This is a genomic window from Caballeronia udeis (assembly GCF_044909315.1).
In the GTDB taxonomy this organism is placed as follows: Bacteria; Pseudomonadota; Gammaproteobacteria; order Burkholderiales; family Burkholderiaceae; genus Caballeronia; species Caballeronia udeis_A.
This window is the reverse complement of the sequence record NZ_JBIYEB010000002.1, coordinates 192,635-205,284: the sequence shown is the minus strand read 5'-3', so window position 1 is coordinate 205,284 and position 12,650 is coordinate 192,635. Positions and strand designations below refer to the sequence as shown.

The window sequence follows — 12,650 nt, the reverse complement described above, 5'->3', positions numbered from 1 at the left end:
TCTGTTCCGATTTGCATTGACCCGGCTGTCTAATGGTGAATCACCGAGTGAACGACTACAACGAGCGGAGTAACCGGCAGCTTTCGCATGCCGTCTTTTCGATCAACGACCCGCGCTGGGGGCGGGGCGACGGCAATGGTGACGGCAAAAGCCAGGACCAGAAACGTCCGCAGGAACAAAAGCGCCCATCGAAGGACAAGGATGGTGAAGGCCCGCCGGATCTCGACGAAATGTGGCGCGACTTCAACAAGAAGCTTGCTGGCTTGTTCGGCAAGAAACCCGCAGGCGGCGGTCCGCGCACCGACAACGGCCGCGGCGCCAGGATCGGCATGGGCATTGTTGTCGGTGTATTGATCGCAATCTATTTGGGCAGCGGCGTATTCGTCGTACAGGACGGCAATGTGGGTGTTGTGTCGCGCTTCGGAAAGTATGAGGAGACGGCCGACGCGGGTATTCACTGGCGTCTTCCGTATCCGTTCGAGTCGCACGAGATCGTCAATACGTCGCAGATCCGTTCGGTCGAAGTCGGCCGCAACAACAGTGTGACCCAGGCTAATGTGCGTGATGCGTCGCTGCTCACGCACGACGCGGATATCGTCGAGGTGCGGTTTGCCGTGCAGTACCAGATCAAGTCGGCGACCGACTACCTCTTCCGCAATGTCGATCCCGATCAGAACGTGACGGAATCGGCGCAGGCTGCCATTCGCGAGATTGCGGGCACACACAGTACCGACGACCTGCTTTTCAAGGACCGCGAAGCATTGCGCGCGAAGCTCGTCGACACCATCCAGGCATCGCTCGATTTGTACAAGACCGGTTTGCAGGTCACGGGTGTGACTATCCAGAGCGTGCAGGTGCCGGCCCAGGTTCAACCGGCGTTTGAAGATGCCGCGAAGGTGCGCCAGGACAACGAGCGCGCGGTCGACACTGCGAAAGCCTATGCCGATCAACTGTTGCCGCGCGCGAAGACCGACGCCGCGCGCATGATCGATGAAGCGAAGGGCTATAGCAACCGGGTCGTTTCGCAGGCGCAAGGCAATGCCGAGCGCTTCAAGCAGGTCTACGCAGAATATTCGAAGGCGCCGGCAGTGATTCGTCAACGCATGTATCTGGACACAATGCAGCAGATCTATTCGCGCGCGACGAAGGTGTTCGTCGACAGCAAGAGTTCGAATAACGTAGTGTATTTGCCGCTCGACAAGCTCGTCGAAGCAAACCGCCAGAACGCGAACGCAGCCGCTGCAGGGACGGTGCCTCCCGGCGCGTCGGGTGTCGCTGCAGGGACGGCGCCTTCGGGTGCGAATCAACCGGTCGGCGCCGCGCCTGCCGGTGTGATTGGAGGGACTGTCGGTGGTTCTATCACGCAGGATGCACGCGCTGAAAGCGCGTCGGCGGCTTCGGCCGTGACTGCCCAGTCCGCCGCTTCCGCCAGCGCCGCAGCATCCGCTGCCGCGTCGGGCGCAGCCTCGCAGTCGTCGGATGACCCATTGCGCTCGCGCGATGCGTTCCGTTCGCGTTCGCGCGAAGACGACACGCAATGAGGAGCGCGAACATGAATCGAATTATTGCGCTCGTAGTCGCTGTGGTCGCCGTGCTGTTCATCGGCTCGTCCATGATGTTCGTGGTCGACGAACGTCACGCCGGCGTGGTCTCCGCACATGGCGGCGGTACGCCCACGCTGGTCACGCCCGGCCTCCATTTCAAGCTGCCGCCGCCGTTCCAGACGCTGACGCTGATCGACACGCGTACGCTCACGCTCGACGAAGCAGGCTCGGACCGCTTCAATACGTCGGACAAGAACGAGGTGATCGTGAATACGGTCATCAAGTATCGGGTGGCCGATCCGTTGAAGCTGTTCGAAAGCAACGAGAAGAACACGCAGACGGCTCAGGACCGGCTCGCCGCGCTCACGCGCACGGCGTTGACGTCGTCGTTCACGAAGCGTTCGCTGACGGACGTGCTGGGTGAGCAGCAGGCCATTGCGAGCGAAGCACAGAAGGAAATCGAGCAGCCGGCAGCGGCGTTCGGCGTGGAGCTTGTCGATTTGCAGCTGACACGCATCGACTTTCCGCCGGCGGTGGCCGACTCAGTCTACAAACGCATGATCGCGGCGCGCCAGCAAGCGGCGGCCCAGGAACGCGCGAAGGGAACGGCTGATGCTGATGCGCTGAAGGCGAGCGCGGAGCGCCAGCAGGAAGCCATTCTCGCCGATGCCTACAAGGAAGCGCAGACCATCAAGGGTGAGGGCGACGGCCGGGCCGCGTCCATTGCGGCCGATGCATACGGCGTCGATCCGCAGTTCTACCAGTTCTATCAAAGCCTCGAAGCGTATAAAAAGACCTTCAATGCCGGCGACGTGATGGTTGTCGATCCGAGCAGCGATTTCTTCCGCTTCATGCGTAGCCCGAATGGCGCTGCGCCGAGCGGAACCGATGCCACCACCCCGGCGCTCGCGCATAAGCGCTAAGCCCCAAGCGTCGCGGCGCGAGCTGCGACGCCTTCAATCGAATGGATATGGCTGCATCGTTACTGCTCGCGATTGCGTTGATGCTGATTATTGAGGGGATGTTTCCGTTCGTCTTCCCTAACTCCTGGCGCGACACGTTTCGCCGGATCGCACAGCGGCCGCCGCACCAGATTCGTATTGGTGGCCTGATCGCCATGGTGCTCGGCGTGATCCTGCTGATTATCGCGACGTGATGCCTGCGACGTGATGCTCTCAAAACGACTCTTGCAACACGTTTGTTGCACCATGATTCGCGGCCTGTAAATTCAATGCGGGTTGACCTGCAGCTCTTGGTCGCCCATGGATTCAAAGCTTATGCTGACCCGCGGCAATCATCACCGCCGCGCTCAAACGCTTCGTAGGAAACGCACTGATGTCCACCTGGTTACTTCCCGAGAATATCGCCGACGTCTTGCCATCCGAGGCTCGCAAGATTGAAGAATTGCGCCGCCGGCTGCTCGACCGCTTTCGTTCGTATGGCTACGAACTCGTGATGCCGCCCATGCTCGAGTATCTCGAGTCGCTGCTCACCAGCGGCGGCAGCGACCTGAACCTGCGCACCTTCAAGCTTGTCGACCAACTGTCCGGCCGAACGCTCGGCCTGCGCGCGGACATCACGCCGCAGGTTTCGCGTATCGACGCGCATCTGCTGAATCGGCAGGGCGTGACGCGCCTTTGTTATGCGGGCAACGTGCTGCATACACGTCCGCGTGGTTTGCACGCTACGCGCGAGCAGATCCAGATCGGCGCGGAAATTTACGGGCATGCCGGGCTGGAAGCGGATCTCGAGATCCAGCAGCTGATGCTGGATTCGCTGCGTCTGAGCGGTCTCGATAAAGTGCGCCTCGACCTGTGTCACGCGGGTGTTTTGTCGGCATTGCTGGACCTGGAACCGGCTGCGGCCGCGCTCGGTGAAGCGCTGTTCGACGCGCTCGGGGCGAAGGATGTACCACGCCTGAACGAACTGACGGCCAAACTCGGCGATGTGACCCGGGACGCGTTGCGCGCGTTGCCGTCGCTGTATGGCGACGCTTCCGTGCTCGACGAAGCGCGGGCCCGGCTGCCGAATCTTCCGGTGATCGGCCGCGCACTGGACGACCTCGCGTTCCTCGCGGCCCAGGCGAATGGAGCCGAGCTGATGATCGATCTCGCCGATCTGCGCGGGTACGCGTACCACAGCGGCGTGATGTTCTCGGCGTACGTTGACGGTGTTCCGAACGCGGTGGCGCGGGGCGGCCGTTACGACGACGTTGGCCAGGCCTACGGCCGTGCGCGCCCGGCGACGGGTTTTTCACTGGATCTGCGCGAAGTCGCCCGTATTTCTCCCATCGATGCCCGCGGCAGCGCGGTCCTCGCACCATGGAAGCATGACGAACCGCTGCTTGCGGCGGTTGCGCAATTGCGCGATGCGGGCGAAGTGGTGATCCAGGCGCTGCCGGGGCACGACCATGATCTCGACGAGTTCGCGTTCGACCGCGTGCTGGTCGAGCGCGATGAAAAGTGGGTTGTAGAGGCCCGTTCCTAGCGGTTTTGTGGTTTGCCAGCGCGCCTTTTGGAGGCACACGGCGGCAAACTGCAGACAAAACTTTTGCCAGATCCGATTGATGCAAAATCAATACGCGTTCGCAAATACCGGGAAAAACTCGGAACCTTCCGCGAACATAGGTAAAATGCTTTTTTAACCAGCTATCAAATTGACATGTCTGCCAGCGCAGTGAATGTGAACCCGGGGCGCAACGTCGTCGTGGTTGGCACCCAGTGGGGTGATGAGGGCAAGGGCAAGATCGTCGACTGGTTGACGGACCACGCCCAAGGCGTCGTGCGCTTCCAGGGCGGCCATAATGCCGGCCATACGCTGATTATCGGCGGCAAGAAAACCATCCTTCGACTGATTCCCTCGGGCATCATGCGCGCCGGCACCGCCTGTTACATCGGCAACGGCGTCGTATTGTCGCCGGAAGCGCTCTTCAAGGAAATCGGCGAGCTGGAGTCGGTGGGTGTCGACGTCCAGAAGCGTCTTTTCATCTCCGAAGCCGCCAACCTGATTCTTCCGTATCACATCGCTATCGACCAGGCGCGCGAAGCACGGCGCGGCGCGGCGAAGATCGGCACGACCGGACGCGGTATTGGCCCGGCGTATGAAGACAAGGTCGGCCGCCGCGGCTTGCGCGTGCAGGATCTGTACGATCGCGAAGTGTTTGCCGAGCGCCTGCGCGAGACCCTCGATTTCCACAATTTCGTACTGACCGGTTATCTGGGCGCCGCTGCCGTGGATTACCAGGAAACGCTCGACACCATGTTCGGCTATGCCGAGCGCCTCGCGCCCATGGTGACTGACGTTTCACGCCGTCTCTACGACGAAAACCACGCTGGGCGCAACCTGCTGTTCGAAGGTGCACAAGGCACGCTGCTCGACATCGATCACGGCACGTACCCGTATGTCACGTCGAGCAATTGCGTGGCGGGCGCGGCAACGGCCGGCGCGGGCGTAGGTCCGCAAAAGCTCAACTACATCCTTGGCATCACGAAAGCGTATTGCACGCGCGTGGGCGCAGGGCCGTTTCCGAGCGAACTGTATGACGCGGACAACGCGAATCGCCAGGAGCAGGTTGGCCTGAAGCTTGCGACCGTCGGCAAGGAATTCGGTTCGGTGACCGGCCGTCCGCGCCGCACCGGCTGGCTTGACGCCGCCGCGCTGCGCCGTTCGATCCAGATCAACGGCATCTCGGGCTTGTGCATGACGAAGCTCGACGTGCTCGACGGCCTGGACGAAGTGAAGCTTTGCGTGGGCTACAAGCTCGACGGCAAGGATGTCGACATCCTGCCGCGCGGTGCGTCGGAAGTCGCGCGTTGCGAGCCGGTGTACGAGACGTTCGGCGGCTGGAAGGAAAGCACCATTGGCATCACGCAATGGGACAGCTTGCCGGCCAATGCGCGTGACTATCTCTCGCGTATCCAGGAAGTGGCGGGCGTGCCTATCGACATGGTGTCGACCGGTCCGGACCGTGACGAAACCATCCTGCTGCGCCATCCGTTCAAGGTTTGAGTAGCCTGGACGTGTAGCAACGACCGAAGTGGCCGCGAATCAGCGGCCACTTTTGCATATTCAACAGACGTACATAGCTGTACATATTGAAAAGAGTTTCACCATGATCGCGATGAAAGATCCGCGCAACGACGACCGGAATCTGTGGGTCGGCTGGGATGAATATCACCGGCTGATCGAACTGCTCGCGCTCGCCGTGCATGACTCGGGCTGGAAGTTCGACAACATCCTGTGCCTCGCACGTGGCGGCCTGCGGGTCGGTGACCAGCTTTCGCGCATCTATGACTTGCCGCTCGCCATCCTGGCAACGAGCTCATACCGCGAGGCGGCCGGCACGGAGCAGGGCACGCTCGATATCGGGCAATACATCACCATGACGCGCGGCGAGCTGTCCGGCAACGTGCTGCTTGTAGATGACCTGGTTGACTCCGGCGTGACGCTTTCGCGCGTGCAGCAGCATCTGAAAGACCGTTATCCGGCGGTCACGGCAGTGCGCTCCGCCGTGCTTTGGTACAAGGGCTGTTCCAAAGTGAAGCCTGATTATTATGTGCAGTTTCTCGAAACGAACCCGTGGATTCATCAACCATTCGAAGAATGGGACACGGTCCGCCCGCATAACCTCGGTGCGTGGATCAAGCGCGGTGTCCAGGACGAGCGGGGCTGATTCACATCCCGAGTGTGTTCAAGCCGTACAGGCGGCGAATGGTCACACAACGGGTCATTCCGCGGGTCATGCAGCGTTCACGTAACGTTCATTCAGCGCTCACGTAGCACACCGAAGCTGAAACAAAATGCCGTTCGATTCGCCTATCCGGTGCAATCGAACGGTATTTTTTTGCCCCTTGCCGGGTGAGCGCCGGAAAGCGTCGCCCATGCACCTTCGGGGCCTTGCCGCAATGCTAAACTGCCGCTTCGCTCCGGTCGTCGCGGTATCGCAACAGGCCGGTCGGGCGCCGCCCGCAACGTTAGAATGGCGTTCGTTTTTTTCCGCTTCGGACGGCTTCCCGCGTTTATGAACAATACGACTCACGCGCACGAGCGCAAACAGCCGCTACCTGCCCTGGCGCTTGCCGCAATCGGCGTAGTGTTCGGCGATATAGGCACCAGCCCGCTGTACGCAATGAAAGAGGGCTTCAGCAAGTCGCACGGTATCGAGCTGACCGACGCTTCCATCCTCGGAGTCATCTCGCTGTTGTTCTGGGCGATCATGATCGTGGTTTCCATCAAATACGTGCTCTTCGTGATGCGCGCCGACAACAACGGTGAGGGCGGCGTACTCGCGTTGATGACACTTGCGTTACGCACGTTGAAGGGGTCGGGACGCGCGAGCGGCGTGCTGATGATGCTCGGCATTTTCGGCGCATGCATGTTCTACGGTGACGCTGTAATTACACCGGCCATGTCGGTGATCTCGGCGGTGGAAGGGCTGGAGATCGTTTCTCCGGCGCTTGCCGAATGGGTGATCCCGATCACCATTGTCATCCTCGTGATGCTGTTCTGGATCCAGCGTCGTGGCACGTCGGTGGTCGGCAAACTCTTCGGTCCGATCATGGGGCTGTGGTTCGTGACGCTGGCCGTGCTTGGCGTGTATCACATCGTGCAAGTGCCGCGCGTGCTGATAGCGTTGAATCCGTATTACGCGTTTTCGTTCATGGCTGCCCACGTGCTTCAGGCGTATATCGTGCTCGGGTCGGTCGTGCTGGTGCTGACCGGCGCAGAAGCGCTGTATGCCGATATGGGGCACTTCGGCGCCAAGCCCATTCGCTACGCGTGGTATGGCCTCGTCATGCCGTCGCTGGTACTTAATTATTTCGGGCAGGGTGCGTTGCTGATGCATTCGCCGGAAGCCGCCGAAAGTCCGTTCTTTCTCCTGGCGCCGCAATGGGCTCTCTTGCCCCTGGTGATCCTGTCGACCGTAGCCACAGTGATCGCATCCCAGGCCGTCATCTCAGGGGCGTATTCGCTGACGAGTCAGGCAATCCAGCTCGGCTACGTGCCACGCATGAAGATCCTGCATACGTCGGATCTGGCGATCGGGCAGATCTATATTCCGGTCGTGAACTGGATGCTGTTGTTCGTTATCCTATGTATCGTGATCGGCTTCAAAAGCTCCGAGAATCTCGCGGCCGCATACGGGCTTGCCGTCACCGCGACCATGCTCGTCACCACCATTCTCGCGTCGGTCGTGATGACCAAGCTGTGGGGCTGGAACAAGTTTCTGGTGGGCGCGATCATCAGCGTGTTTTTTATCGTCGATGTCGGCTTCTTCGGCGCCAGCCTTCTGAAGATCGAGCAGGGCGGCTGGCTGCCGCTGGGTATTGGCGGTGTGCTGTTTTTTCTGCTGATGACGTGGTTCAAGGGCCGCATGATCGTGAAGGAGCGGACCGCCGCCGATGGTATTCCGTTGATGCCGTTCCTGCAGGGACTGCTCGCGCATCCGCCGCATCGGGTGTCGGGTACGGCAATCTACCTGACCGGTAACGACACGCTTGTGCCTGTCAGCTTGTTGCACAACCTGAAGCACAACAAGGTCCTGCATGAACGGACCATCTTCCTGAATTTCATCACGCGCGATGTGCCGTATGTCGACGACGCTACGCGCGTGGAAGTGAAGGACGCGGGCGGCGGGCTCTTTCTCGTGAAGGCGCAGTACGGTTTTAATGAAACGCCCGACGTGAAGGCGGTGTTGGTCGACATCGGCCGTACGCACGACATGACGTTCGAACTCATGGATACGTCATTTTTTATGGCACGGGAAACGGTTGTGCCGACGCAGTTGCCGGGTATGTCGGTGTGGCGCGAACGGGTGTTTGCGTGGATGCATCAGAATGCTGCGAAGCCGACTGACTTCTTCAGTATTCCCGCGAACCGGGTGGTCGAGCTAGGGACGAAGATCGAGATTTGATGGTCGTGTGTCTCAGACCAAAACACACTTGTTAAGGTAGCTAAATAGAAAACGGCCCGACGGGCCGTTTTCGTTTCTATCGAGCCGTATCGCTCGTTTACTTTTTCAGCTTGGCAAATGCCGCCGCCATCGCGCTGGCCGCTTCCGGTTCGCGCTTGCCGCCGTTATTGCCACGGACATCGCGGGCGCTGCCTCCGCCGCCCGCGCCGCCACGGCGGTCTTGCGCGCCGCGTTGCTGTTGTTGGGCCTGCCCGCCGTCCGCGGCGAAGTCATCGTCCAGACGCATGGTCAGCGCAATCCGCTGGCGCTTCACGTCCGTCTCCAGCACTTTCACCTTCACCACCTGACCGGCTTTCACGACCTCGTGCGGGTCCTTGATGAACTTCGTTGACATCGCCGATACGTGCACCAATCCATCCTGATGCACCCCGATATCAACAAACGCACCGAACGCCGCCACGTTCGTGACCACGCCTTCCAGAATCATGCCCGGCGTGAGATCGGAGAGTTTCTCGACACCGTCGCGGAACGTGGCCGTCTTGAATTCAGGACGCGGATCGCGGCCCGGTTTTTCCAGTTCCGCGAGGATGTCGCGCACCGTCGGCAGACCGAACCGCTCGTCGACGAATTCTGTCGGGGACAAGCCCGCCAAGGCTTCGCGCTTGCCCATGACATCGGCGGCGTGCTTCTTGATTTTGGCCAGTATCCGTTCAACCACCGGATACGCCTCCGGGTGCACCGACGAGCGGTCGAGCGGATTTGAGCCATTGTTGATGCGCAGGAATCCGGCGGCTTGCTCGAAGGTTTTATCGCCGAGACGGGGCACTTTCTTCAATTGATCACGCGATGCAAACGGGCCGTTGGCATCGCGGAAATCAACGATATTGCGCGCAAGCGTGGCGTTCAATCCCGACACGCGCGCAAGCAGCGCAACCGACGCGGTATTGGCGTCCACGCCGACCGCGTTCACGCAATCCTCGACCACCGCGTCGAGCGAGCGGGCGAGGTCGCGTTGATTGACGTCATGCTGATACTGGCCGACGCCGATCGCTTTCGGATCGATCTTGACGAGTTCCGCGAGCGGATCCTGCAGCCGGCGGGCAATTGACACCGCGCCGCGCAACGTGACGTCGAGGTCAGGAAATTCCTTCGATGCCAGCTCGGATGCCGAATAAATCGACGCGCCCGCTTCGGACACGACGATCTTCTGCAGCTTCAGTTCCGGATGTTTCGCGATCAGCTCGCTCGCGAGCTTGTCGGTCTCACGCGAGGCCGTACCGTTGCCGATACTGATCAGCTCAGCCTGCGTCTGCGCGGCGATCCGCGCGAGCTTGGCGAGCGAGCCGTCCCAGTCGCGACGGGGTTCGTGCGGATAGATCACGTCGGTGGCGAGCAGCTTGCCGGTGCGATCGACCACGGCCACTTTCACGCCGGTACGCATACCGGGATCGAGACCGATTACGGCTTTCGGACCTGCCGGAGCGGCGAGCAAGAGGTCCTTCAGGTTGCGTGCGAACACGCGAATAGCCTCGGCTTCGGCTTCCTCGCGCAAGTTCGTCAGCAGATCATTTTCGATATTCGGCTGCACCTTCACGCGCCAGCACCAGCGGCACACGTCAGAGAGCCATTTATCGGCCGGCCGGCCCTGATTCGCGATGCCCACGTGACGCGCGATGAGCGCTTCGCCCGGATGCGGCACTTGCGCGTCGAGCTCTTCGCCCAGACCCAGCTTGACCATCAATACGCCGGCGTTGCGTCCGCGAAATAGCGCGAGCGCCCGGTGCGACGGGACGGTGCGGATGGTTTCCGAATAGTCGTAGTAGTCGCGGAATTTCTCGCCTTCTTCGGTTTCTTTCCCTTCGACGACGGTCGAAATCACGCTGCCTTGCTTGAACAGGTAATCGCGAACCTTACCGAGAATTTCAGCTGTTTCGCCGAACTGCTCCGAGAGAATGTCGCGGGCGCCATCGAGCGCGGCCTTGATGTCGGCGACGCCTTTTTCTGCGTCCACGTAACGCGCCGCTTCTGTCTGCGGATCGAGTGTCGGGTCGGCGAGGAGAGCATCCGCAAGCGGTTGCAGGCCGGCTTCGCGGGCAATCTGCGCGCGCGTGCGGCGCTTCGGTTTGTAGGGAAGATACAGGTCTTCGAGCACCTGCTTGCTGTCGGCGCCTTCAATGGCTGCCCGCAGCTCGGGCGTGAGTTTGCCCTGTTCGTCGATGCTCTGGACAATCGTTGCGCGCCGGTCTTCCAGCTCGCGAAGATAGATGAGCCGTTCCTCGAGATTGCGCAATTGCGTGTCGTCGAGATTGCCCGTCACTTCCTTTCTATATCGGGCGATGAACGGAACGGTGGAGCCTTCATCGAGAAGTTGCACCGTGGCGGCGACCTGCCGCGGCTGCACATTCAACTCGGTGGCGATGCGCTGGACAATCTTGAGTGCTACGGTTTCCGTCATGGGGGTCTGCGTCAGCCTGCTGGCTCATCAAGGGCTTTTCGTGCCGCGCATTTCACGTTAAGCCGCGCGAACACGTTTGCCGGGTTGGTGAAGCGGGGCATTTTGCCATAAATGCCGGAGGGCCCCGGCGCGCGGTGATAGAATTTCGGCATCGTAGAGGCTGCTTTTTCACCACCTTGTCCGTCTCCTTGTCTATCACGCTGGCTATCACGTTGCCGACTTCCCGCCTTTCGCCCGCTTTGCCGACTGCTCCAGTCGATTCGTTCGCCTCGACCGGTCCGGCCGCCGTATCGGGAGGCGATGTTGCCACCATCGTGCGGCCGGCCGTTCTGCTGCCTTTTCTGCTGCCTGAAGTGTCGCGGCAGGTTTTGCCGCTCGCCCGGTCCGTCGCGGCAATATTGTTCGCGCTAGTCTGGGCGGGTGCCGGCACGACCGCCATGGCGCAGACACCGAAGCCCATCAACCCGGGCACGTCGGTTGTGCAAACGCCGCTCGACGACGCAGGCGCGCAAGGCAATGCCGCGCAAACGGCATCGGGCGTCCCGGCAAGCCAGGTGGCGGGCGCAGTTGGTGCCAGCGGCGCGATCGGTGCCAGCGCAGTGCAAGCTACCGCCGACGCAAACGATTTCACCACGCGTCAGAAGGCGCTGGATGCCCGCACCGCGGAGAATAACTATCTCTACGCGGTCAAGCAGCACGATTGCTACAGCACTTTCTTCGTGAATCACTGCCTGGACAAGGCGCGTGACGCGAAGCGTGAAGTAGGCGCGAAGATTCGCAAGGAGCAGCTGGCGCTCGACGACGAACAACGTTTGCAGCACGCACAGCAGCGGGACCAGCAAGCCGCGATCAAGAACGCGCAGTACGTGTCCGAAGCACCGCAGCGCGCGGCGAACGAGAAGGCGAGCGAAGAATCTTTCGCCGAGAAGCAGCGCCAGAACGCATTGTCGGAGGCGCAGCGAAAGGCGGAAGCGCCGCAGCGCGCGGCGAACCAGGCCGATTACGACCGCAAGCAAGCGGATTACCAGAAAAAACTCGCCGATGCCGCGGCGCGCGGCGTGCAGGACGCAAAGGACCGCGAGGACAAGGCGGAACGTTTTGCGGCCAAGCAACGCGACGCTGCCGAGCATCAGACGGAAGTCCAGTCCCGGCAGAAGGAAGCAGCCGTCAAGCAGCAACAGCGCGCGCAGCAGGAAGCCGCAGACCAGGCGCACCAGGAACAGCTCAAGCAACAACAGCAACAGCAACAGCAGCAGCAACCGAAGTAAGCCGGGTCCGGACAGCAACCTCGGGCGACGCCGCCAGTGACGTGAAGCGGCTCGCCGCGACCAGGGGAGGCGAGTATGCATGCATATCCTGCAGCAGCAGTCGACACAGGCACGATCCGCGAACGTATCGGGCAACTGGAAGCGGAGCATCACGGCCTGAATAGTCTTATCGGCAAGATGGCTGAGGTTCCCGGCATCAACGACTTCGAGATCAGGCGCCTGAAGAAGCGCAAACTCAAGGTCAAGGACACGATCATCCTGCTGCAATTGCAGTTGGAACCGGACACGCGCTCAAACACGTGATGCGCCCGTGACGCGGACGTAACATACGCGCGGCCCCCGGAAGAACTTCACGTCAGCCGCCCTTGACGCCCAGCCGGCAAGGGTACAAGTCTGGTTGACCGACACCCGTCATCAGCCGGAACACGAGCAGGAACGCCCCTTTGAATTCGCCTGACAATGCCCTCACA

Annotated in this window: 10 protein-coding genes; 9 read left to right on the top strand and 1 reads right to left on the bottom strand. The window is 61.1% G+C overall.

The annotated features are described in order from the left end of the window. Positions 1–47 precede the first annotated feature (47 nt). The 7 genes from hflK (at position 48) to ABH944_RS03655 (ending at position 8,457) form a co-directional block, all read left to right on the top strand. Entirely contained in the window at positions 48–1,541 is a 1,494-nt protein-coding gene (hflK, locus tag ABH944_RS03685) for an FtsH protease activity modulator HflK (protein ID WP_404604531.1), read from the top strand. Positions 1,542–1,552: 11 nt separating this feature from the next. After that, positions 1,553–2,467 (top strand): protease modulator HflC, encoded by a 915-nt coding sequence (gene hflC, locus ABH944_RS03680; protein WP_404604532.1) that lies wholly within the window; start codon positions 1,553–1,555, stop codon positions 2,465–2,467. A 41-nt stretch (positions 2,468–2,508) separates the two neighbouring features. Next, positions 2,509–2,700, top strand: a complete 192-nt coding sequence (locus tag ABH944_RS03675; protein ID WP_031356417.1) for a DUF2065 domain-containing protein — start codon at positions 2,509–2,511, stop codon at positions 2,698–2,700. A gap of 179 nt (positions 2,701–2,879) precedes the next feature. Further along, positions 2,880–4,031, top strand: a complete 1,152-nt coding sequence (locus ABH944_RS03670) for an ATP phosphoribosyltransferase regulatory subunit (RefSeq protein WP_404604533.1) — start codon at positions 2,880–2,882, stop codon at positions 4,029–4,031. 174 nt (positions 4,032–4,205) lie between these two features. Further along, a complete protein-coding gene (locus ABH944_RS03665) occupies positions 4,206–5,552 on the top strand; it encodes an adenylosuccinate synthase (protein WP_404604534.1) in 1,347 nt (448 codons plus the stop codon). 103 nt (positions 5,553–5,655) lie between these two features. Further along, entirely contained in the window at positions 5,656–6,216 is a 561-nt protein-coding gene (locus ABH944_RS03660) for a phosphoribosyltransferase (protein WP_404604535.1), read from the top strand. A 348-nt stretch (positions 6,217–6,564) separates the two neighbouring features. Beyond that, on the top strand, positions 6,565–8,457 hold the full coding sequence (locus ABH944_RS03655; protein ID WP_404604536.1) for a potassium transporter Kup: 1,893 nt from the start codon (positions 6,565–6,567) through the stop codon (positions 8,455–8,457). Between the two features lie 97 nt (positions 8,458–8,554). Here ABH944_RS03655 and ABH944_RS03650 read toward each other — a convergent pair whose 3' ends face one another. After that, positions 8,555–10,912: a Tex family protein gene (locus ABH944_RS03650; protein ID WP_404604537.1), complete on the bottom strand. Its 2,358-nt coding sequence runs from the start codon at positions 10,910–10,912 to the stop codon at positions 8,555–8,557. A gap of 212 nt (positions 10,913–11,124) precedes the next feature. On the opposite strand from ABH944_RS03650, the gene ABH944_RS03645 reads away from it, so the two are divergent. Beyond that, the gene (locus ABH944_RS03645; RefSeq protein WP_404604538.1) at positions 11,125–12,180 is read left to right on the top strand and encodes a colicin transporter; all 1,056 of its coding nucleotides are present in this window, start codon (positions 11,125–11,127) and stop codon (positions 12,178–12,180) included. A 75-nt stretch (positions 12,181–12,255) separates the two neighbouring features. Continuing rightward, positions 12,256–12,483 carry a DUF465 domain-containing protein gene (locus ABH944_RS03640; protein ID WP_062083911.1) on the top strand — a complete coding sequence of 76 codons (228 nt, stop codon included), beginning with the start codon at positions 12,256–12,258 and terminating at the stop codon, positions 12,481–12,483. Positions 12,484–12,650 lie beyond the last annotated feature (167 nt).